The 23,438-nt window shown below is 52.7% G+C and carries 17 protein-coding genes and 1 tRNA gene; 9 read left to right on the top strand and 9 right to left on the bottom strand.

Features of this window, described 5'->3' with window-relative positions; all coding sequences use genetic code 11:
* Positions 1–89: 89 nt before the first annotated feature.
* From ACJMNB_RS11575 to mqnE, 4 genes are all read left to right on the top strand, one after another.
* Positions 90–635 (top strand): peptidylprolyl isomerase, encoded by a 546-nt coding sequence (locus ACJMNB_RS11575; protein WP_405342599.1) that lies wholly within the window; start codon positions 90–92, stop codon positions 633–635.
* 151 nt (positions 636–786) lie between these two features.
* A tRNA-Ala gene (locus ACJMNB_RS11570) sits at positions 787–859 on the top strand.
* 110 nt (positions 860–969) lie between these two features.
* Positions 970–2,997 (top strand): M23 family metallopeptidase, encoded by a 2,028-nt coding sequence (locus tag ACJMNB_RS11565; protein ID WP_405342597.1) that lies wholly within the window; start codon positions 970–972, stop codon positions 2,995–2,997.
* 1 nt (position 2,998) lies between these two features.
* Positions 2,999–4,039 carry an aminofutalosine synthase MqnE gene (gene mqnE / locus ACJMNB_RS11560; RefSeq protein WP_405342595.1) on the top strand — a complete coding sequence of 347 codons (1,041 nt, stop codon included), beginning with the start codon at positions 2,999–3,001 and terminating at the stop codon, positions 4,037–4,039.
* 127 nt (positions 4,040–4,166) lie between these two features.
* Here mqnE and ettA read toward each other — a convergent pair whose 3' ends face one another.
* Entirely contained in the window at positions 4,167–5,861 is a 1,695-nt protein-coding gene (gene ettA / locus ACJMNB_RS11555) for an energy-dependent translational throttle protein EttA (RefSeq protein ID WP_405342593.1), read from the bottom strand.
* A 90-nt stretch (positions 5,862–5,951) separates the two neighbouring features.
* On the opposite strand from ettA, the gene ACJMNB_RS11550 reads away from it, so the two are divergent.
* A complete protein-coding gene (locus ACJMNB_RS11550; RefSeq protein ID WP_405342591.1) occupies positions 5,952–6,995 on the top strand; it encodes a BamA/TamA family outer membrane protein in 1,044 nt (347 codons plus the stop codon).
* 77 nt (positions 6,996–7,072) lie between these two features.
* Here ACJMNB_RS11550 and htpG read toward each other — a convergent pair whose 3' ends face one another.
* From htpG to ACJMNB_RS11535, 3 genes are all read right to left on the bottom strand, one after another.
* Positions 7,073–8,959, bottom strand: coding sequence for a molecular chaperone HtpG (gene htpG, locus ACJMNB_RS11545; RefSeq protein ID WP_405342589.1), 1,887 nt, complete (start codon positions 8,957–8,959; stop codon positions 7,073–7,075).
* Between the two features lie 125 nt (positions 8,960–9,084).
* Positions 9,085–10,434 carry a metallophosphoesterase family protein gene (locus tag ACJMNB_RS11540; protein ID WP_405342587.1) on the bottom strand — a complete coding sequence of 450 codons (1,350 nt, stop codon included), beginning with the start codon at positions 10,432–10,434 and terminating at the stop codon, positions 9,085–9,087.
* An 82-nt stretch (positions 10,435–10,516) separates the two neighbouring features.
* The gene (locus ACJMNB_RS11535) at positions 10,517–11,359 is read right to left on the bottom strand and encodes an undecaprenyl-diphosphate phosphatase (RefSeq protein WP_405342585.1); all 843 of its coding nucleotides are present in this window, start codon (positions 11,357–11,359) and stop codon (positions 10,517–10,519) included.
* Between the two features lie 59 nt (positions 11,360–11,418).
* Between ACJMNB_RS11535 and ACJMNB_RS11530 the strand changes: the two genes are divergently transcribed.
* Together ACJMNB_RS11530 and ACJMNB_RS11525 are read left to right on the top strand one after the other, a co-directional pair.
* The gene (locus ACJMNB_RS11530) at positions 11,419–12,135 is read left to right on the top strand and encodes a polysaccharide deacetylase family protein (RefSeq protein ID WP_405342583.1); all 717 of its coding nucleotides are present in this window, start codon (positions 11,419–11,421) and stop codon (positions 12,133–12,135) included.
* 71 nt (positions 12,136–12,206) lie between these two features.
* Positions 12,207–13,091: a phosphoribosylaminoimidazolesuccinocarboxamide synthase gene (locus tag ACJMNB_RS11525; protein ID WP_405342581.1), complete on the top strand. Its 885-nt coding sequence runs from the start codon at positions 12,207–12,209 to the stop codon at positions 13,089–13,091.
* Between the two features lie 110 nt (positions 13,092–13,201).
* Here the strand turns inward: ACJMNB_RS11525 and ACJMNB_RS11520 are convergent, their stop codons facing one another.
* The 5 genes from ACJMNB_RS11520 to rapA all read right to left on the bottom strand — a co-directional run bounded on the left by ACJMNB_RS11520 (position 13,202) and on the right by rapA (position 21,268).
* Positions 13,202–13,705 carry an HD domain-containing protein gene (locus ACJMNB_RS11520; protein ID WP_405342579.1) on the bottom strand — a complete coding sequence of 168 codons (504 nt, stop codon included), beginning with the start codon at positions 13,703–13,705 and terminating at the stop codon, positions 13,202–13,204.
* Positions 13,706–13,712: 7 nt separating this feature from the next.
* Positions 13,713–16,325 carry a DNA mismatch repair protein MutS gene (mutS, locus tag ACJMNB_RS11515; RefSeq protein WP_405342577.1) on the bottom strand — a complete coding sequence of 871 codons (2,613 nt, stop codon included), beginning with the start codon at positions 16,323–16,325 and terminating at the stop codon, positions 13,713–13,715.
* Positions 16,325–17,032, bottom strand: coding sequence for an SMC-Scp complex subunit ScpB (scpB, locus tag ACJMNB_RS11510; protein WP_073055697.1), 708 nt, complete (start codon positions 17,030–17,032; stop codon positions 16,325–16,327). The genes mutS and scpB overlap by 1 nt, the downstream gene beginning before the upstream one ends.
* Positions 17,033–17,095: 63 nt before the next feature.
* Complete coding sequence (gene proB, locus ACJMNB_RS11505; protein WP_405342575.1) at positions 17,096–18,235, bottom strand: glutamate 5-kinase; 1,140 nt, start codon at positions 18,233–18,235, stop codon at positions 17,096–17,098.
* A 48-nt stretch (positions 18,236–18,283) separates the two neighbouring features.
* The gene (rapA, locus tag ACJMNB_RS11500) at positions 18,284–21,268 is read right to left on the bottom strand and encodes an RNA polymerase-associated protein RapA (protein WP_405342573.1); all 2,985 of its coding nucleotides are present in this window, start codon (positions 21,266–21,268) and stop codon (positions 18,284–18,286) included.
* A gap of 40 nt (positions 21,269–21,308) precedes the next feature.
* Between rapA and ACJMNB_RS11495 the strand changes: the two genes are divergently transcribed.
* Positions 21,309–22,097, top strand: a complete 789-nt coding sequence (locus ACJMNB_RS11495) for an RDD family protein (RefSeq protein WP_405342571.1) — start codon at positions 21,309–21,311, stop codon at positions 22,095–22,097.
* A gap of 39 nt (positions 22,098–22,136) precedes the next feature.
* Positions 22,137–23,414, top strand: a complete 1,278-nt coding sequence (gene murA, locus ACJMNB_RS11490; RefSeq protein WP_405342569.1) for a UDP-N-acetylglucosamine 1-carboxyvinyltransferase — start codon at positions 22,137–22,139, stop codon at positions 23,412–23,414.
* The last annotated feature ends 24 nt before the right edge of the window (positions 23,415–23,438 follow it).

Genomic DNA, 23,438 nt, shown 5'->3' with positions numbered 1-23,438 from the left:
ATTTCAAAAACACCCTCAATATTTGTATATATAAGAAAAGAAACATCAAACCCCGGCAAAGCCTTGCCGGGACATTAACAGGAGATTTTATGTTCAATCAGTTGGCAAAACCCGAAGCCGGCGAAACCATCGCCATCATGAAAACCAACCACGGCGTGATGAAGCTCCGCCTTTTTGAAGAAATCGTAGGCGAATGCGCCACGAACTTCATTGAACTTGCAAAGCAGGGCAAGTATGATGGCGCCCCCTTCCACCGCATTATCAAGGATTTCATGATTCAGGGCGGCGACTTTACCAACCGTAACGGTACCGGCGGCCATTCCGCCAAGGGCCCCCACACCACTATCGGCGACAAGTACGATCCGCGCCTCACCCACATGCGTGGCGCCCTGAGCTGGGCAAAGACCGCCATGCCGAACTCCATCGGCAGCCAGTTCTTCATTGTCCACGGCGACAACGTGCACTTCCTGGACCACGACCAGGTTGGCCCTGGCCCCGCTGACGGCTACTCCGTCTTCGGCCAGCTTTACGAAGGTTTCGAAGTTCTCGACGAAATTGCCGGCGTCAAGACCGACCGCCGCGATGCCCCGTACGAAGACGTAATCATCGAATCCGTGACCATCGAAAAGGCATAAACGAACGAGATAATAGTCTATATCTCTAGAAATTCGCCCGCCCAGAGCGGGCTTTTTTTATGGAAAGGTCGAACCAGCAAAAAAAATCAATTTTTTTCATCAACCACCCTTGACACTTCAAAATATTTCTTCTATATTTGGGCCAGCCCTCGGGGTTATAGCTCAGTTGGTAGAGCGCCTGCATGGCATGCAGGAGGTCAGGAGTTCGACTCTCCTTAGCTCCACTAGGTAAGAACCGTTTGCAATAGCAAACGGTTCTTTTTTTATATCACATAAAACCCGCAAAACAGCAAACCCCTTTCGCTACTTTGTAATAATTTTGTATTTTTGTGGTATGGATACTACAATCTTGAACAAACTCGCTAAAATCACCCGCAAGGGAATGTTCTTGGGAACAATGGCAAGTTTCGCCATGATGCCCACCGCATTTGCTGCCGAATGCAACGAAAAAAACATGGATGCCTTCGCCTACGAAGACTGCATCAATGCACAAGCCGGCGCAAAAGTATCTAACGACAACTTCGGTGCAAGCGGCATCGACAATGCCGACGGCATGCAGCAAAAGAAGGTTCTTCAACCTGAAAAGCCGACTTACCGTCCCTTTGATCGCGACGCCTACTTGACATCCAGCTTTGGCGAAAACCGCGGTACCCGTTACCACGCCGGTTTTGACTATTCCACCCAGATGGAAGAAGGCTGGCCCATTTACGCACCCGAAGACGGCAAGGTTGTAGAACTTAGGGTTTCTCCGTTCCACTACGGAAAGCTGATGCTCTTCAAGGGCAACAGCGGCAAGACCTGGGCATTTGCGCACCAGAGCAGCTTTGGCAAGCTTGACGAACAGGTGATCAAGAAACAGTATTCTTCCAAGAAGAACGATGTAACCATCAAGACCAACGCAAGCTACAAGAAGGGCGACACCTTGACTTTCTCGGGCAGCACCGGTATCGGTAACCCGCACTTGCATTTGGAAGTCCGTCTCGACAACGACCGCATCATTAACCCCGTGCAGGCCGGCGTCGTCATCACCGACACCATCGCTCCGCAGATTTTTGGCGTTGCCGTTTGGCAGGGTAACCACATGGCCATCACCAACCCCGAAGCATTGAACAAGGGTTGTGTCGAAACACCTGTGAAAAACGAATTCAACTTGAGCATGGCCGTAAAGATCGCTGACTACAGCCGCGAGCCCAAGGACAATCCAATGTCCGTACGCCGTCTTACCGTATGGCGCTACGACGAAAAGATTTTCGAAGAAATTCTCGACACCCTGCGCTACAGCAAGATGTCCCTTATTCGCGACCAGCTCTTGTGGGCCGAAGAAGCTGACACGGCCGGCGACTGGCACTATATTAACGCAAAGCTCGCCCCCCTTTCGACCTACACCATCGAAGCAGAAGACTTTAACGGAAACAAGGTGAGCAAGAAATTCACCTTCCACCCTCGCTGCAAGAGCGACAAGCCCATGCAGTTGTTCAAGAACCAGACCACCCCGTTGTTTACGTTCTTGAAGCGTCCCATGCTCGACTTGTTCCGTTGCAAGAACGGAATGAAGTTCACCGCCATGGCAGGCGACAAGGTAATCGAAGAAGACATGTGTAAGGCATTCAAGCCGGCCCCGATTACTATCGGTCGTCTCCTTGAAATTTATCCCGAAATGACCAGCATCCACTACACCGCAGACGCTGGTTCTACGGGCGACGGCATCGCTGCCGACGCAAGCATCGAACTTTACTCCTTCAACCAGTACCAGAGAAGCGTCAACTGGTCTACCAAGATTGGAAACGTGGGCATCACGCAGAAAATCACCGGCATCCCCACCGGTCGCGATACCACAAAGCAAATTCTCGCAGTCACCCGCACGCATACCGACAGCCTGGATTTCTTTGAATTCCACCCCAAGGGCATGCAACTGGGCAACTGGACCGTTTGCATTGACAATCCCGAAAACAACCACCCGCTTTACTGGCTGGGCGAAACCACCCGCAACTGGTTCATCTTTAGCAAGCAGACCAAGGGCAAGAACCGCTGCGCTACCACGAATGAAATTCGCGATATTGCAAACATCGAAAACACCGAAGCCCCGACTCTTGGATTCCCCTACTGGTCAGACATGATGATTAGCGGCGTCCATCAGCCCGCCCTCAAGATTCCGGTGCTGTTCAAGTACGACGGAATTCCTGACGGCAACGCCATCACGGTAATGGTCGGCAAAAAGTGGGTTGCAGCAGAATACGATTCTGAACCTCGCGAAATCGTCATCGAAGGCGCCCAGATTCCCGAAGAAGGATCCATCACCATCAAGATTGTTGACGAAGCCGGCCACAAAGCAAGCTATAACATAGACATCCCCGAAATGTAATATGGCTCGTCTAACCGAAGCTGAAGCATTAGACCTTTTTTTAAACGCACCCCTCGACGAACTCTGCGCCCGCGCCAATGCCGAAAAGGAACGCAGGCACGGGAAGTCCGTATACTGGGTGAACAACCGCCAGATCAACTACACCAACGTATGCGTGTTGCACTGCAAGTTCTGTGCGTTCTCTAAAATCAAGAAGGACTGTCCCACCGCTTACGACTGGGACTACGACACTATTCGTAATAAGGCTGCAGAAGCCATTGCAGGCGGCGCCCGCGAACTCCACATTGTAGGCGGCCTCCATCCGGACCACCCCTTCGATTACTATATCGAAATGCTGCGCAAGCTGCGCGTGGAATTCCCGAAGGTAAACTTGAAGGCGTTTACCGCCGTCGAGATTTGCCACTTTGCCAAGATTTCGGGACAGACTCCGCTACAAATCATGAGCACGCTGAAAGAAGCGGGCCTTGATGCACTCCCCGGTGGCGGCGCAGAAATTCTGGTGCAAGATGTCCGCGACCAGATTTGCCCGGGCAAGGAAACCGGCGAAGAATGGCTGGACGTTCATCGTGCGGCCCACAAGATTGGAATCCCGACGAATGCGACCATGCTCTTTGGCCACATTGAAAAGATTGAAGACCGCATTGCGCACATGAAGATGTTGCGCGACTTGCAGGACGAAGCTCCGGGCTTTTTCGCATTCATTCCGCTGGTGTACCATCCGGAACACAATGCCTTGCATAAAATCGTTCCGAATATCACCAGCGAAGAAGACATTCTGCGCACGGTTGCAGTCGCAAGACTTTTCCTCGACAACTTCCCGCACATCAAGGCCTACTGGATTCAGATGGGAATCGAGACGGCCATGAAAGCGCTCCACGCCGGCGCCTCTGATTTGGACGGCACGATTATCGAAGAAAAGATTACGCACGCCGCCGGCGCCACGGTTCCCGTGGGCATGAGCCCCGAGCGCATGAAGAACCTCATTTTGAATGAGGGCTTGGAACCGGTCGAACGCGACGCTCTTTATGAACGATTCTCTTAACGAGAATCGTTCAATAGACTAGGAGAGGCTCCGCCCCTCCTAAGACCTTCCTTTTCCCAATATGGCGGATTCTCTTAAATAGGAAAGGCGGCACATGGCCGCCTTTTTTTATTACTGTCTCACCTAATTACTGACGTGTGAGAGTCTTGTACTTAATGGGTTTCGGATTGTCGGCGTCTTCGCCAAGGCGCTTGCGGCGATCGGCTTCGTATTCGCTCCAGTTGCCTTCGAACCACACCACCTTCGAATCGCCTTCGTAAGCGAGGATGTGGGTTGCGATACGGTCAAGGAACCAGCGGTCATGGGAGATAATCACGGCGCAGCCTGCGAACTTGAGGATAGCCTGTTCCAATGCCTGCAGCGTTTCAATATCCAAGTCGTTCGTCGGTTCGTCGAGGAACAACAAGTTGCCCGGCTTCTGCAGGTTCTTGGCCATGAGCACGCGGTTGCGTTCACCACCAGAGAGCGTGGTAAGCTTCTTCTGCTGGGCGGCACCCGTGAAGTTAAAGAGTCCGCAGTAGGCGCGGCCGTTCATCTTGCGGTCGCCCACCATGATTTCATCGTTACCGCCGGTGATTTCTTCCCACACGGTCTTGGAATCGTCGAGGCTGTCGCGGCCCTGTTCCATGCTGATGATTTCAACGGTTTCGCCAATCTTGAGCGTACCGCCATCGGGCTTTTCCTGGCCCGTAATCATCTTGAACAAAGTCGTCTTACCGGCACCGTTCGGACCGATAATGCCCACGATGCCAGAACGCGGCAGGCTGAAGTTCAAATCGTCGAAGAGCACCTTTTCGCCAAAGGCCTTCTGCAAGTGTTCCGCCTGAATAACGATGTCGCCCAGGCGCTTGCCGTTGGCAATATGAATCTGAGCCACCTTGATCTGTTCGCGAGAATCTTCGGCCAGCAAGTCTTCGTAAGCCTTAAGACGAGCCTTGCTCTTGGCCTGTCGAGCCTTCGGAGAAGCCTTCACCCATTCCTGTTCGCGAGCGAGGCGCTTCTGACGGTCGGATTCACCCTTCTCTTCGTTCTTCATACGTTCAAGCTTCTGGTCGAGCCACTGGGCGTAATTGCCTTCCCAAGGAATGCCGCGGCCGCGGTCGATTTCCAAAATCCAGTTGGTCACGTTATCCAGGAAGTAACGGTCGTGGGTCACCAGAATCACGGAGCCCTTGTATTCGCGAAGGTGGCGTTCGAGCCAGGCAACCGTTTCAGCATCCAGGTGGTTCGTCGGTTCGTCGAGCAACAGCAAATCCGGTTCTTCGAGGAGCAGGCGGCAAAGGGCCACACGGCGCTTTTCACCGCCGGAAAGGTTCGTCACCGGCCAGTCGCCCGGCGGGCAGCGAAGAGCATCCATGGCAATTTCGATATTGCGATCGAGGCTCCACAAGTCCTGAGCGTCGATGATGTCCTGAAGCTTGGCCTGTTCGTCCAAGAGCTTGTTCATTTCGTCGTCTTCCATGGGTTCGGCGAACTTCATGGAGATTTCATTAAAGCGGTCAAGAATGGCCTGCTTCTTGGCCACGGCCTGCATCACGTTTTCTTTGACGGTGAGGTTCGGGTCCAGCTGCGGTTCCTGCGGCAGGTAACCTGCGGTGCGGCCCGGTTCAATCCAAGCTTCGCCCTGGAATTCCTTGTCGATACCCGCCATAATGCGGAGCAAGGTAGACTTACCGGCACCGTTCTGGCCGATAATACCAATCTTTGCGCCATAGTAAAAGCTCAAAGAAATGTCCTTCAGCACCTCTTTGTTAGGCGGATAGGACTTGGTCATCTTGTACATGTAGAAAACGAATTTTTCTGCTTTATTCTGTTCGGCCATAAGTGTTTTTCGGGGGTTGTGGCGACTTTCACGTCGCCTGATTCAGTTCTTTCCAAAATATAACAAATAAACCTTTACTATACTTGTGCCATGAAGTTCGTATACGCCATAATCGCAAGCCTAGTCTTTGCCATCTGCGCTCATGCACAAGACGAATTTCAGCGATTCTCGGTACTCCCCTTCGGCGCTTACACCGAAGAAACCAAGATTCAATACGGTGCCGTATTCGTTTTGTTCTTCAAGCCGTTCCAAGAAGGCGAAAACATTTCGTCCATGGACTTTATCGCACGCGGCACCACTCGCGGGCAGTACCAATTCCAATACGCACCGAACATGTGGCTGCTCCACGACCACCTGCATATTTCCGCCAAGCTAAACTTGAACAAGTGGCAATACTCGCTTTTTGAACGAGGCGCTCGCGGAGACTTCGAACCGATCGACGAATATAACAGTTCCTTCGTTTACGCTCGCATCCCCTTCGAAATGAACTTCGGCATTCCGAACAACATTCCATTCCGTTACGGCGTCGTTATCGAAGGCGAAGCCCGCGACAACGAGCTGGACAAAAGCTACCCCAAGACTTTCCGCGACGGGTACTTCTTGGGCGGCGGCTACCTGTTTGTCATCGACAAAAGCGACAACAAGAACTGGCCCACCAAAGGCTACTACGCAAGCTTTGAAGAAGTATTCTTCGGCGGAGATTTCTGTCACCACACCGAAACGCTGGATGCAAGATTCTACTCTCCCCTCTTCTGGGAGACATCGCTTGCCGCAGGCCTTTACGCAAGGCAGAGCCGCGGCGAAAACGTTCCCCTCGGAAGACTCGCCGGCCCCGATGGCACCAAGCGTTTCCGCGGTGTAGAATCTGGAATCTGGAGCGACACGCAAGCCCTAATCTGGCAGCTGGAATTCCGCCGTCCGCTCTTCTGGCGTTTTGCAGGAGTCATCTTTGGCGAAGCATTGCAATCGGCGCCCTACTTTAGTGAACTTTTCAACCGCCAAGTGCATTACTCCGTAGGCTTTGGCGGCCGCCTGGCCCTGAACAAGAGCGAAAAGCTTTACGCCCGCGCAGACCTTTCGCTCGTAGACGGCAAGCACATCGGCATTACCATTGACCTGAGAGAAGCGTTCTAAAATTTATCCGTATTACAAAAAAGGCCGCGAATGAATCGCAGTCTTTTTTCAATGGATTGCGCTTTGCGCAATGATACTTACTTCACGCTGGCGGTCAGCAATTTTGTAATTGCAGAGACGTACTCAGCAGGGTTCGGCAGCGGAGAGCCTTCGGCAAGCAAAGCCTGACCGTAGAGGGCCTTCGGCCAATCGCCCAAGTCTTCGTTTGCTTCGGCCTTCTTCTTGAGCATTTCGCAAATCGGGTGCGTCGGGTTGATTTCCAAGATGCGCTTGGACTTCGGCAAGTTCTTCTGGCCCATGGCCTTCATCATGCGTTCCATCTGGGCGCTCATGGCGTCTTCGCTTGTCACGAGGCAGCAGGGGCTATCCTTCAGGCGGCTAGACACGCGGACTTCCTTGATGTCTTCGTCCAAGACCTTCTGCAGGTTTTCGCAGAGGCCCTTGAAGATACCCTTGTTGGCTTCTTCAGCCTTCTTTTCGTCTTCAGTCTTTTCGAAGTCCACGTCGCCGCGGGCGATGTCGTGGAACTTCTTGTCGCCGAATTCCTGGAGGCTAGACATCATGAATTCGTCGATGCCATCACTCATGAGCAAGACTTCGTAACCCTTGGCCTTGAAGGCCTCGAGCATCGGGTTAGACTTCACGGCGTTCTTGTCGCCGATGAGGTAGTAGATTTCCTTCTGGCCTTCCGGCATGCGCTTCACGTATTCGTCGAGGCCCACGAGAGCGTCGCCTTCGGTCTTGGTGCTTTCGAAACGGAGCAACTTCTTGAGTTCGTCAAGATGTTCCCAGTTCATGTAGAAGCCTTCCTTCAGCACCATGCCCAGTTCACGCCACCAAGCGTTGTACTTGGCGGCATCCTTGTCGGCCATGTTCTGCAAGGTATCGAGCACCTTCTTAATCACATGCTTACGGATGTTGGTGATGATCTTGTTGTTCTGCAAGATTTCACGGGAGACGTTCAGCGGCAGGTCTTCGCTATCGACCACACCGCGCACAAAGCGCAACCATGGCGGCAGCAAGTCCTTGCAGTCGTCCATGATAAAGACTTTCTTCACATAGAGTTTCAGACCATGCAAAGCATCGTTGTGCCAAATGTTGAACGGAGCCTTAGACGGAATGTAGACCAAGCTCCAGAATTCCTGGGAACCTTCGGCGTGGCTGTGGTTCCAGGCAGCCGGTTCGTCGGCTTCGTGGCAAATGACATTGTAGAAGTCCTTGTACTGTTCTTCGGTGACTTCCTTTTCGCTCTGACGCCACAGGGCCTGCTTTTCGTTCAAGCGTTCTTCGGGCTTTTCTTCGATTTCGCCCTTGTCGTTCTTGGTCGGTTCCGGGTGGAAGTAAATACCGTAGCTTACGAAGCCGCTGTACTTCTGCACGATGTCACGGATTTTCCATTCGCTGGCGAAGTCTTCGGCGTCTTCGTCATCCTTCAGGTAAAGCGTAATCTTGGTACCCACCTTGTCGCGGGGGGCTTCAGAAATTTCGAAATCGCCCGTACCTTCGGAGGACCACATGTAGCCCTGAGTTTCGCCGGCCTTCAGGGTCAGCACTTCGACCTTCTTGGCGACCATGAATACAGAGTAGAAACCCACACCGAATTGACCGATGAGATCCACAGAACCCTTGTCGCCTTCCTTGAGGCTCTTGATAAAGTTCTTGGTGCCGCTACGAGCGATGGTGCCCAGGCAGTTTATCAGGTCTTCCCTGTTCATGCCGATACCGTTGTCTTCTACAACGATGCGTTTGCCTTCTTTATTCACCGAAAGGTCGATGCGCAGCTGCGTGCCCTGGGGCAAAAGGTCTGCATTGGAGAGGGAAAGGAAACGACGCTTGTCGAGAGCATCCGCCGCGTTGGAAACTAGTTCGCGGAGGAAGATTTCCTTGTTGCTATAAAGGGAGTTGATCATCAAGTTCAGCATGTCGCGAACTTCGGTCTGGAATTCCATCTTCTCTGTTGCCATTATTTATCTCCATTTATCGTTAAAATTTGAAGCGAAAGAGCATTATTGCGTTTCATTTTGAAACAAAAGCTGCTTTTCCGCTTTGTTTTCGCGAAAGAAAATGCAATATCCGTGCCAAAGAATTGTCATTCGGCAGGAAAAAGCGCTTCCGAGGTTCCATAATTGATACTCATGCTTTCCTTAGGGCGCTCGTATCGATCTCTGTCGGCTCCAATCCTGACAAACCGTACAATTTTTTCGAATCGGTCTATGCCAATCAAGGTAAAACAATCCTGGGACTTAGTCCCAGCATCTCTCCAAGAATCATTCCAGCCAGTCCAATTCATGCTGGACTGGTCTCCAAGGAAAATAATTTGTTTGGGAAAGTTGGGCAACCTACCAACCGCATCCTGATGACCATGACCGCCGAGCCATACGACAAACTCACCTCCGTTCTGCATAAACTCGTCGACGGCGATTTGCGCTTCTTGGAGAGATGTGGCGGAGCCAATATGTTCAAGAGAAGAAAAGGGATTGTTTTTTAATGGTATTGCGTCAAAACCTTCATGCCGACAAATAATAACTGCAAAGTCATTTACCCTTGCATTCTCCAAGACATTTGTCAGCCAATCAGCTTGCGCGCCGTCCCAGTGGTATTCGTCAAGAACGATAATTCTGAGTTTCGCGCGTTCAAGCCCAGACCCCTTATCAATGTCCTTGTAATAATACATTAGAGCTTTCTCTTCGGCATTTTCCGGTTGAAATACTTTCCAAGAAGAAACGAATGGCGCAAAAAATCTGTTATATACTTCTTGAGTCGAGACTTCCAAAGGTTTCCATGATTTGTCAAAAAAATTTACGTCATGGTTGCCAAGTGTGTTCAAAAATTCGTCTGCTCCTGCTCTTGACCAAAAATCAAAAGAATCGGCCCAAACTTCATAAAGAGCGTCACCTGTATGAACAACTTCGTCAATGTATTCTGAATACGCGTCCTTAAACTCTTTTATCCGCTTAAGGTTTTCTTCATCGCCATGGATATCTGTAAAGTGAAGTAGAACGATTTGCTGTTGCAGCGGTTTGTATCCAGCGGATCTCTTTTGATGCACTAGATTTTCCATAATGGGGATGATGGTAGAAGGGGGATTAAAATCCAGTATGCCCGTGCCGGATGGAGAAGTGTTGTCAATGACGATTGTGTCGGTTTGTGTTATCACCAAAGTATCTTTCTGCAAGACAACGAGAGTGTCGTTTTTTTCGATGCGCAAGGTATCCTGTTTGTGGACTATAATCGAATCAGTCTTGCTTATGAACAGAGTATCTGTCTTGAATACGTAAACGGAATCAAATTGCATTGGACTTGAAAAATCCGTTCCAGTAATGGATTCTTCAACTTCGACCGTTTCTGCAAAGACGATGTCATCAGTATCGGCCATATTACTACAGCCCGACCAAAGCAATGCAAAAATTTGCATTGCTGCAAAAAACTTGGTATTCATATTTTCCCTCTTCTTTTTATTGTAAAAATAAACAAAAAATACCCCTATTAGGGGTATTTTATTTAGAAAAATCACTTACTGCTTAGATGAAGATCAGTCCGAGGATACCCACGGCCCAGACGTACCAGGCAAAGTGCTGGAACTTGCCCTTCTGCAAGAAGGTCATAAGCCATTTGAGGGCGATAATGCCGAAGATAAACGAGACGACCATACCCACCAGGAGTTCCGGGGTAAAGCCACCGGCATCAGCGCACTTCATGGCCTTTTCGGGGTCAAGGAGAGCCTTTTCCGGGGTCATGGTCTGGCACTTGATCCACTTGATGCAATCGAGGAGTGCAGCACCGCCCACGGCAGGAATGCTCATGAGGAAGCTGAATTCGCCAGCGTACTTGCGGTTCACGCCCATGAACATCATGGCGCTGATGGTAGAGCCGCTACGGCTGATGCCCGGGATGCAGGCAATGCCCTGCACAACGCCCGTCACCAAGGCACGCCACCAGTTCATCTTGACGCCTTCGTTATCGGGGTGCTTGGCACCGGTTGCGCCCCACTGGGACGTGAAAAGCAGAATACCGGTAAAGAGTTCGGCCACGCACACGGCGCGGGGATTTTCAAACAGGCCTTCCAGCAGGTCCTTGAAGCCAAGGCCAATCATCGCTGTGGGGATACTGGCAAGAATAATGTATCCCGCTTCGCGCAGCTGTTCGGGGTTACGGCGGATACAACCCACGATGATGTCGGTAATCTTCTTGTGGAAGACCACGAAAATCGAAAGGAGAGTGCCGGCATGGAGCATGATATCGAAAAACATGCCCGCTTCGTTCATGCCTAAAAGTTCGTGCCCGATCACCAGGTGGCCGGAGCTAGAAATGGGGAGAAATTCGGCGAGGCCCTGCAAAAGGCCGAGAATGATAGATTCGAACATAGTAGCGAAAAGATAAAAAAATAAGTAGCCATCAACCACTTTTAATCTATATTAGGAGCATGGCTCGCAAGTTTCTCCTATGCTTTCACGATTTCAGCGTATGGAACTACCAGAAGGTAGCTCCTATTCTTGAAGAACTCAAGGATCTTGCCGGAGCCCCCTTTAGCGTACTGGTCATTCCCGATACCGAGAACGCAACGCCAGACGCCATCGATGGCTTTAAAAAGACTTTACAGCAACTGAAAGCTGACGGATTTGAACTAGCCCTCCACGGCTACAAGCACCAGGCCGAATTCAGCCAGGGCCGCAGCTACGCAGGCCTTATCGGAATGAACTTGACCAATGGTGAAGCCGAGTTTGCAGGCCTCAGCGAATTTGAATCTAGCAGGCTACTGCACGCCGGCCTAGACGCCTGGAACACCCTTTTGGGCGATTCCGCCGAACGGCCACCTGCATTTATTCCGCCCACCTGGTACAGCAACAAGTTCTTGCCGAGCCAGGTTCACGCCGAAAAGATGCTTTACGAAGACCGCTACGCCCTCGTTACGGCAAAAGGCAAGCGCTATTCCTCCCCCGTCGCCAGTTTCGCAGGCATCCCGAACTTCATGCAAAAGACCGCATTCAAGTACGGAGAAACCATTCTGAAACTCCCCGTCGGGCTCCCGCGAATCGCACTCCACCCGGTAGACTTTCCGGAACGGAAAGACAGAATTCACGACCTGATTCGCGTCGCCTTGAACTGCGGACGCCAGCTTACGCTGTACAGAGAACTTTAATCGCCAAGCGATTGCGACAGAAACAAGTAATCTTGCCTTATTAGGCAGATTTTTCTAAATTGCTCTGCACTATGAGCTTAAAATTCGAAACCCCCATTACCGAAGTTCCGCTGTTCCACCAGGGTAAAGTACGCGACATGTACGACCTGGGCGACAGCTTCCTGATGGTCGCTAGCGACCGTCTTTCCGCTTTTGACGTGGTGCTCCCCACCCCGATTCCTGGTAAGGGCAAAATCCTCAACCAGCTTTCGCTGTTCTGGTTCCAGCACCTCGGCATGAAGAACCACCTCATCACCGCCGACGTGAATGAATACCCGGCCGTGCTCAAGAAGCACGCCGACTACCTCCGTGGCCGTTCCATGATCGTGAAGAAGGCCAACCGCCATTCCGTGGAATGCATCGTGCGCGGTTACATCGTGGGTTCTGGCTGGAAGGATTACCAGAAGACCGGTAAGATCTGCGGCCATGTTCTCCCCGAAGGCCTGCAGCTCTGCCAGAAGCTCGAAAAGCCGCTCTACACGCCGAGCACCAAGCCCGACGTTGGCCACGACGAAAACATCAGCTTCGAACAGACTTTCGATATCGTTGGCGAAAAGGTTGCAACTACTCTCCGTGACATGTCCCTCGACATCTACACGAAGGCTCGCGACTACGCCGCCTCCAAGGGCATCATCCTCGCCGACACCAAGTTCGAATTCGGTGAAATCGACGGCGAAACCATCCTCATCGACGAAGTGCTGACTCCGGACTCCAGCCGTTACTGGCCGGCAGACAAGTACCAGGTGGGCAAGAACCAGGAAAGCTTCGACAAGCAGTACGTTCGTGACTGGCTCGAAACTCTCGACTGGGGCAAGACCTATCCGGGTCCGGAAATTCCGGCTGACGTCGTGAAGAACACGCTCGCCAAGTACGAAGAAATCTTCGTGCGCCTCACCGGCAAGCAGCCCGAACTATAAAGACTGCTCGGCTCTATCGCATAAACAAGAATGTGATATCGCCTCGCTCTCGCAACCGCCCTCGGTTAACACCCGAGGGCTTTGTTGCTCACAGATTGAAAAAATTAATTCTATAGCGCGATGGTTTTAAGCCACTCGCGCATTTTGTAGACATCAACATTCGCCCGCAATGACTTGTGGGCGATTCTTGCACCCGGAGCTGTCGCCATCTTTTTCGGATTAAGCGACATGCCCACGCGGCCGAGATCTAGACGGTCAGCGTCGTAGCAGGTGTTGATAGTCGGATCATCGGTCTGATGTTCCTTGGTGTGGTAAAAGCAGGCGTGATACAGTTTGTCGAACTGTTCCTGCGTAATTTCGAGAAGGCCTTTTTCGAAGCATTCCTTGGCAAAGGCGGCTCCACGCTCGCCATGTTCGCCATCGTAGCCATCATCTTCGCGCTTGCAGTCATGAAAGAGTGCGAACAGACGCACGACCGTCACGTCGGCACCTGTAATAGGCGCGAGAAGCAAACCGTTGAATTCCACCTGCCGCCAATGAGAAAGTCCATGAATCGTCGAATCCACGATTCGGTTGCTATAGACAAACTCTTGTAAAGCGGCGAAGTCGATCATGGCAGACTCACTTGCCGTAATGTTCCTTGAGGTCCATCAGGCACTGGAGAGCCTGAATCGGGGTCATCTCTTCGGGCTTTAAGCGACGAATTTCTTCCTTAAGGAGCTGCGTGGATTCGTCAGGAGGAGCAAATAGGTCCACCTGCGGTTTTTCCATAAGCTTCTTGTGTGTAGCGCCATCGCTGGGGTCAATCTTCTGCTTTTCAAGGCGCAGCAGAATCTTGCGAGCGCGACGGAGTACGTTGTTCGGGAGGCCCGCCATTTCGGCCACGTGAATACCATAGCTGGAATCGCAAGCGCCTTCCAGAATCTTGTGCAAGAAGAGCAGCTTGTCGCCCTTTTCTTGAACGGCCACCTGGAAGTTTCCGGCGTGTTCAAGGCTATCCACCAGACCCGTCAATTCATGATAGTGCGTTGCAAACAGCGTGATGGCGGCACGGGCGGGTTCGTCGTGCAAGGTTTCCACAATGGCCCAAGCAATGGAAAGTCCGTCGAAAGTACTGGTACCGCGACCGATTTCATCGAGAAGCACCAAGCTGTGGGAAGTGGCGTTGCGCAAGATGTTCGCCGTTTCAATCATTTCGACCATGAAGGTCGAAAGGCCGCGGCTCAAGCGGTCACTGGCACCCACGCGGGTAAAGATGCGGTCCACTACACCGATGCGGGCACTTTCAGCAGGCACGAAGCAACCGATTTGCGCCATGAGCACAATGAGTCCCGTTTGGCGCAGGTATGTGGATTTACCGGCCATGTTCGGGCCCGTAATGAGCATGAGGCGCGTGGCTTCGGGAGAAAGGTTCACATCGTTGGGGATAAAGTCCAGATCGGAATTCACCGCGACGATTACCGGATGGAAACCGCCCTTGATTTCGATACCGGAGCCTTCGAAGACTTCGGGGCAAACGTAATTGTACTTGCGGGCGGCGCGGGCAAAGCTGTAGAGCGTATCTACGTGGGCGATGGCGTTAGCGATTTCTTGAAGTTCGGCACGCCAGCCGTTCACCCGTTCGCGGAGTTCGCAGAAAATCTTGTATTCGAGAGCGTGAATGTTGACTTCGGCGTTGCTGATGATGGATTCACATTCCTTCATCTCGGGCGTAATGTAACGCTCGCCGTTTACCGTCGTCTGCTTGCGGATATATTCATCGGGAATCGGGGCCGTGGCCTTCGCCATCTGAGCCTTGGTGATTTCGATGTAGTAACCGAACACGCGGTTATAACCCACTTTAAGGCTCGGGATGCCGAGGCGTTCGCGCTCGCGAACTTCCAAGGAAGCAATCCATTCGCGGCGTTCCTTGATGTCTTCGTTCATCGCGTCGAGTTCTGCGTTAGCACCCGCGCGAATCATGCCGCCCTCGCGCACAGTCAGCGGCAAGTCATCGTTAAACTGCGAGAGGAGTTCTTCACCGCGGCCGCGGGCGGCAATGAGGGCCGTCCGCATGGGTTCAAAAATCGGCGAATTCAATCCTTCAAGAACATCGGCCACCTTAGACGCTTGCGAAAGCGAACGGCCCATGCCCGCCAAGTCGCGGGCATTCGCGCGGCCAGAACCGACGCGGCCCATGAGGCGTTCCATGTCGAGAATCGAAGTCAGCGATTCCTTAAGCTCGTCAAGAGCGACCGGATTGTTGACCAGTTCATCGACAGCTTCCTGGCGCTCACGGATGCGGTCCACCGAAATCAGCGGATGGCTCACCCAATCCTTCAAGTTACGCCCGCCCATGGCTGTCACCGTAAAGTCCAGCACATAGCAAAGGGTACTGCTGATATCGTCGGCATTCAGCGGACGCACCAGTTCCAAGTTACGCAGCGTACTCGGGTCGAGAGTCATGTAGTCGTCGAGATTCAAAATCTCAAGCGTCGTAAAATGCGACAGTTCGGACTTTTTCTGGTCCATCAGGTACTGGAGCAAAGCGCCCGTCACCTGGGTTTCGACCACTCGCCCATCCAGGCCAAGGCCATCCAAGGCTTCTACCTTGAAGTGCGCAAACAGCACATCTTTCGCCTGGTCTTCACCAAACATAAAGGCCGGCAATTCCGTGACCAGAATGTTTTCGGAGCGGATCAAATCCATGACACCAGAAGGTATCACGGTCCCTTCGGGCACCACCACTTCTTTAGGCATGCGACGGCAGAATTCGCATTCAAAAGCCTGCACCGAGCTCTTGCAAGCCGACAGGTAACCGGTGGTCACATCGGCAATGGCAAACGAGACGCTTTCCTTTTCAGGAATAAAGGCACAAAGGTAGTTGGCCTCTTTCGCATTCAGGTTGGATTCGTCCATGGCGGTGCCGGCACTGATGATTTCAACAATGTCGCGCTTGACGATTCCCTTTGCAAGCTTCGGGTCTTCCACCTGTTCGCAAATGGCAATGCGGTATCCGGCTGCCACCATCTTGGGCACGTAACGGTCCGCCGCATGGTGCGGGAATCCACACAAAGGGGTCGCTCCCGAGGCGCCGTTGTTGCGGCTCGTGAGGGTAAGTCCTAAAATCTTAGAGGCAATGACAGCGTCATCTTCGAAAAGTTCGAAGAAGTCGCCCATTCTAAAAAACAAGATGCAGCCGGGATTCTGTTTCTTGATCTCGTAATACTGCTGCATTAACGGGGTTACAGCCATTAGGCATCTCCCATCGACAATTCAACCTGGTCCGGATTTTCTTCGGGCTGCTTGGGTTCTTCGGGGCTAACCGATTCGGGCTTCGCATACTGCGGTACCAAGGCACCCGCTTCCAAAAGTTCGCTGAATTCGCGGAGTCTCGGCAAATCTTCGGGAATGCGATTGATGCCGAAATACTTCATGAATTCTTGCGTGGTCACATAAGTATAGGGGTTGCCCACCGTATCGGCGCGGGAACCCAGAGCAATAAAGCCTTTGTCCAACAAGTTACGGATCGGGCCGTCCACCGACGACACACCGCGCACCTGTTCAATGGCAGCCTTGGTAATCGGCTGCTGGTAAGCAATCACCGCCAACGTTTCAAGAGCGGCCTGGCTCAAACGGCGTGCGTTTGCTTCGGGGAACAACTTGCGCACCCAAGGGTAATACTTGGCGCGGGTTCTAAAGCGGTAACCGCCCGCCTGTTCCACAATCTCAAACGGGGAATTAATCTTGTTCAGCGAATCGTTTGCCGCAATCAGGGCGTCAGACACCAAGCGGGCATCCAAGAAGTCGCCCAGAATTTCGCGAAGCTTCTTAAGAGTCACAATGTCAGGAGACGCAAACACGAGCGCCTGGATAATGCGGGCCAAGTCCTCTTGGCTCTCGACTTTCGGGAGTTCCGCCGATTCTTCGGCCAAATCGTCCAAATTCTGATTTTCTTCCATACGCTTACCAAGATACTAAAATTGCTGAATAGATTCCGGCTCGAAGGCCGGAATGACGATCGATTAAAAGACTACCAAATCGTTCTTGTGGATGAGTTCGTCGGGAACGTTCTTGCCCAACAGCTCATGCACCTGGGCAGTCTTTTTGCGGAGCACCAGCTTCAAAGTTTCGCTGTCGAACTTCGCAACGCCACGGGCCACCGCTTCGCCTTCCGGGCTCAAGACTTCAATCAGGTCGCCCTTGTCAAAGTGCTTCTTCACGGCACACACGCCAACGGGGAGCAAGCTCGAATGCTTTTCGCGCAGAGCCTTCACGCCGCCTTCGTCAACCACCACGGCACCGCGCGGAGTCGTCACGAAGCTGAGCCAGCGCTGACGGCTATTGAGCTTTTTCTTGGAACCCACGAACAGGGTTCCTTCGGCGTTTTCAAAAATCACCTGGTGCGGCAACACCTTCATGCCGCTGGCGAGGAACGCATTGCAACCGCTCTTGGTCACGTTGCGGATAGCTTCCAGCTTGCTGCGCATACCGCCGGTACTTACGGCAGAACCCGTTTCACCGGGCTTACCGGCAAGGGCCAAAACGGCAGGCGTAATTTCGGGCACAAAGCGGAGCAAACGGGCATTCGGGTTCTTCTTCGGATTGTCATCGAAGAGACCGTCTTCGTCCGTGAAAATCAAGAGCAAGTCGGCATCCAAGAAGAGAGCCACATCGCTCGAAAGCTTGTCGTTATCACCCACCTTGATTTCTGCCACGGCCAGCGAATCGTTCTCATTGATAATCGGAACAATCTTACGGGCAAGCATGGCCTTGATAGTGTTCTGCAAATTCTTGTAACGGGTGCGGTCGCGGAAGTCTTCGGCAGACAAAAGAATCTGGCCTACAGAAAGCTGCATCCAGCGGAACATTTCGCGGTAGGCATACATCAAGTCAATCTGGCCCACGGCAGCGCATGCCTGCTTTTCGGCGAGCACCGTCGGCTTTTCCTTGTAGCCCAACTGGCTCATGCCCGTACCCACGGCACCGCTAGTCACCACCACAACTTCTTTGCCCGCTTCCATAAGGCGAGCCACAGAATCGGCAAGCTTCTGGATATAGCGAGTGCGCACGCCGCCCTTTTCGGAATCCACCAAAATACGGGAACCAATCTTTACGACAATGCGACGAGATTCATCTAAAATGTTCTTTCTTAATTCGCTCATAATAAACCTATTGAGACCCTTCGACTGCGCTCAGGGTGACACCTTTATTTACCTACACACCAAGAGCCTAATAGCATCTAGGCGAAGTTGCGGGTTCGAAATCACTTTTTTCCATTCCTGGGCATTCTTGCGGAGCTGTTGCAGCTGGGCGTTATTGCCAGCCTTGCCACGCATGCTCAACAAATGGTTCATGCGCTGGTATTCCTGTTCGGCGCGGGCTTCCACAGCGGCAGCGGCACCTTCGGCAATTTCCTTTGCCTTGGCAGACACCACGCGGCGTGCGATAGCCAAGCCTTCTTTACCGAAATACTTGAGCGTCATGTTCACGGCAGCGTTGCCCTGCGGGACAGGCACATCCTTAAAGCTTGCGGTCTTCAGTTCCGGTACCTTTTCGGTCAAGTCTTCACCAGACGGGTTCACGAGCACGCTAATGTAGCGCGGGCCCGCCAGGTCAGACACGCCCCATTCTTCGGCCACCGAGAAGTCCACCGCGAAATTGTACTGCATCACAAGTCCGCGCATTCCGGAGTTCTGCCAAATGTTGCAGGCCACGGCACCGTTATCCAAAGACGTTTCAAAGTCAATGACGCCCTGAGAAAGCGGGTGTTCCAAGCTCACAAAGTCCACTTCGTCGTGGACCATGGCCACGTTGCGATCAAAGGTCACCGTCAAGCTGGACGTATCGCAGAAGCGAGCGTCTTCGTCGCCACCGCCCGAGCTTTCTTCAAAATTACCCACAGCCTGAGTCACACGGCCGCCACCACCGGCGCCAGCCATGCCCACGGTTTCCGGCATGCCAGGAATCGAGCCCGATTCCACCTGGGTGCCCATGCTAATCACGTAGCAGCCCTTGATCTTGCTTTTTTCAATTTCAAGACCGCGGTCCATGAGCGAAGAGAATACCAACGTTTCCAAATCCTTGTCGGCGTCAATCTTCAAGATGGCATCGGTAATTTCTTTTGCCTTCGCCGGGTTGCGGGAGTTGAATTCCAGTAAGCGGTCGCGGCCCTTTTCAATATTCTTGCGCATGGTGTCGCAGTCTTTCTTGACCTGCGGAATCACCGTGTCCATAAAGTTCTGCAAAAGTGCCTGAGGTTCGGCAAGAGCGGCAATCAGTTCGTCGGTGTACTTGAGGAAGAGTTCGCCACCACTCATCATCGGTGTGCCGAATGCATTCAAGCCATTGTGGTACCAGCGGAACATGACTTCCTGGCCGGAGCCCTTCACGTAAGGCACGTGAATGATGATGTTTTCGGTCTGACCGATACGGTCCAAACGACCGATACGCTGTTCCACGAGAGCGGCATCCAGCGGCAAGTCAAAGAGAATCAAGTGATGGGCAAACTGGAAGTTACGGCCTTCGGAACCGATTTCAGATGCAATCAACAGGTTCGCGCCATTTTCCTTACTGAAGTTTGCGGCGGCCTTGTCGCGGGCCATAATGGTCATGTTCTCATGGAACATGGAGAAGGCTCCCTCGCCCATGTATTCGTTCAAGAGCGTTTCGAGAGCCTGAACCACCTGGATCGATTCGCAAATCAGGAGCACCTTGTCGTTAGCGTGTTCCTTCAAGAATCCCTTGAGCCACACATAACGTTCGTCCAGCGCCCAAGCGTCGGAATAGCTGGTGCAGAGGAGGCCGTTTTCCTGAATGTCGGTAGACATGTCCAGGTCGTTTTCGGCGGCCACGTTCACCATGTCGCGGTAGTTCTTGTTGGGTTCCAGCGGAATTTCATCCAGCACGCGCTTCGGGAATCCGCCCACGCCCTTACGGGTGTTGCGGAACACCACGGAACCTGTACCCACGGCATCTACAATGCGGCGGATCCATTCGTCGGCAGGCATGCTCTTGGCGCTTTCCTGTTCAAGCCAGGGACGAATAATGGATTTCTTCGGGACACATTCATTCAAGTCGTCCCAGCTCATGGTCTGGCCCGGGTCGGTGGGCAATTTCGAAAGTTCGTTCACCAACTTGCGGTAAGCGTCCTGGTCCTTGATAAAGCTGTTGTAGTCCGCAAAGCGCACGGGGTCGAGCATCTTCAGGCGGTTGAACTGCGATTCCGGATGGAACTGCAGCGGCGTACCCGTCAAAAGCAACACACCCTTGGAACGCTGGATAACGGCATTGGCCAGCAGGTATTCGTGGCTGGTAAATCCGTCTTCGCAAACCAGGTGGTGGGCTTCATCAATAATCACCATGTCCCAATTGGTCTTGAGCAAGTCTTCAATCAAGGCCGGCTGCTTGATCAAGAAGTCGATGGAACAGATAATATCGTTTGCAATGGTAAAAGGATTCGGGCGGTCGTCGTCATCGTTCACAAACAGGCCCTTGATGTAGCCTTCGTCCACCAGGGTAAACAGGTGGTTAAAGCGGCGCTTCATTTCCACGAGCCACTGGTGCTTGAGGGTTTCGGGCACAATAATCAAGGTACGGGTCAGGCGGCCACGAGACTTGAGCGCATGCCAAATCATGCCGGCTTCAATGGTCTTACCGAGGCCCACTTCGTCAGAAAGCATCAGGCGCGGGAGCGTAGAACTATCGCAAGCGCGCTGGCACAGGTAATACTGGTGCGGAATCATGGAGGTGCGGGGGCCAATCATGCCGCGCACCGGCGAAGAAATCCACTTGCAAGAAAGTTCCATGGCCGATTCGCGACGACCGAACTGCACATTGTTCGACACGCGATTTTCCATGAGGGCCTTGAACAAGTCGGCCGGACGGGCAATCGAAATTTTTCCGCTCAGTTCGGATTCCTTCATGGAACGACCAGCACGTCCCGTATAAACGAGCAGGCCATCCACTTCTTTTACAGATTCAACGGTAAAAGACATTCCCTTTTCGCTCTTGGCGGTATCGCCTACCGACAGTTCAAAGCGGTCCACTGGAGCACCCATGGAACGATAGCAACGGACATCACTTACAGCGGGGAACGAAATTCTAACAATACGGTCTTGCACCTCGGTCACAATGCCTAGGCCGAGTGCAGGTTCCGATTGACTTACATAGCGTTGGCCAATCTTGAAATTCATCATACCTCCAAAATGTAGCTTTTTTTCTAAATTATGGCTCATCATGATTTGGTACTATATAGATGAAACCGTTACAGACGGAGAAAGACGCAAAGGTCCCTATAATATCGACGAAATCAGGGACTTTGTAAAAGACGGCGTCATCAAGGATGAAACTTTAGTATGGCATTCGGGCATGGAAGCCTGGGTCGCCTGGAAAGACACCGAAGAATCCAAGGAAGTTCCGCTTTCCGAAGAAGAGCAGATCAAGGCCGCCCTGGAAGCCATTATTGCCGAGCATAACAAGGGCAAACGCTACGCGGGATTCTTTATCCGTGCCATCGCCTACGTTGTCGACAACGTTATTTTGTCCGCAATCGGCGTCTTGATTCTGATGATTATGAATTCAATTCAGGCAATCGACTTGAACACTCTTGGCGATGCCATGAATGCATACATCAGCACCCCCACTTCCGAAGAAGCCCTCAACAAGGTCATTGACATTCCGGGCGTACACCTGTTCCTGGTTATTTGGGGTGTAATCCAGGCCGTTTACTTTGTGGCCTTTACGGCCTTCATGTCGGCAACTCCCGGCAAGATGCTCATGAAGATTCACGTAGAAGCCGCCCACGACGAAAAGATGAACGTAATGGTTTCTTCGATCCGCTTTATCGCAAGCCTGATTACGCAAGTCACGCTCATGTTCTACGGTATCGGCTACTTAATCGTGATGGTAGACCCCAAGCGCCGCGCCCTGCACGACCATATCGCCCGCACGAGAGTCGTGTACAACAGGCGACAGAGCGTCGTTTCGGACCTGCAACCGAAAGACGAAAGCAAAAAGGATTGCTAATTTTTCAAGCAGAAAATTTTTTCGAAATCTGAATCAAATATGTATCAGTTTATTGTTCCGCAAGTCAAAAAGCCGCTCGACGGCGAAGTTGAAATTTCCGGCGCTAAAAACGCAGTCCTTGCCGTGATGGCAGCAGCTCTCCTCGCCGACGGCGTTTCCGAAATCACCAATGTTCCGCACCTCAAGGATATGAAGACCATGTCCGATGTGCTGCGCGTGATCGGTTGCCATATCAGCGGCGAAGCTCACACCTTAAAGATTGACACTCGAAATGCAGACCACCTGGAAGCCCCCTACGAACTGGTGAAAACCATGCGCGCCAGCTTCTATGTGCTTGGTCCTCTGGTGGCACGCTTTGGCCGCTGCCGCGTTTCGCTCCCGGGCGGTTGCGCTTGGGGCCCGCGTCCTGTGGATTTGCACCTGAAGGGCCTGGAAGCTCTCGGTGCCAAGATTACGGTGACTCACGGTTATGTGGAAGCCACTTGCGACGGCCGCCTCCCGGGCGGTACATTCCATTTCCCGATTTCCAGCGTGGGCGCCACGGTGAATGTGCTGATGGCCGCAACGCTAGCCAAGGGCACCAGCGTCTTGCAGAACGCAGCCTTGGAACCCGAAATTGACAACCTGGTCGACTACCTCATCGGTATGGGCGCCAAGATTCAGGGTCGCGGCACGCGCACCCTTACGGTGCAGGGCGTAGAAACTCTACGCCCGGGTAATGGCGTCACCATTCCCGACCGTATCGAAGCAGGCACATTCCTTTGTGGTGCCGCCATTACGCGTGGCCGCGTTCGCGTGAACAAGATTATTCCCGAACACATCGCCTCCACGCTTGACGCCTTCCGCGACATGAACTGCAAGGTGACAGTCGGCCCCGACTGGGCCGAAGTCGATGCCCGCGGCCAGGAGCTCAAGCCGATTACTATCCAGACGCTTCCCTTCCCGGGCTACCCCACCGACATGCAGGCGCCGCTCATGGCAACGCTCCTTTCGGTCCCCGGCAACAGCGTCATCCAGGACACTGTCTACAACGACCGCTTTAAGCATGTGGCCGAAATGCAACGTCTGGGCGCAAATATTTCGCTCAACGGCAATACCGCCACCATCAAGGGCGGAGAAAAGCTCTCTGGCGCCGACGTGATGGGCTCCGACCTGCGCGCCTCTGCCGCGCTCGTCCTCGCCGCCCTCATTGCCGAAGGCGAAACAAAAATAAGCCGCATCTATCACCTAGACCGCGGCTACGAAGATTTCGAAGCGAAGATGGCTACCCTCGGCGCCAAAGTTGAGCGAGTCATCATCGACGCCGACGAACCGTAATACAATCGTTGAACTTGATAAAAA

The sequence above is a fragment of the Fibrobacter sp. genome, from assembly GCF_045131395.1.
Lineage (GTDB): Bacteria > Fibrobacterota > Fibrobacteria > Fibrobacterales > Fibrobacteraceae > Fibrobacter.
The sequence above is the reverse complement of the archived record's forward strand: the minus strand, read 5'-3'. Positions and strand labels throughout refer to the sequence as shown.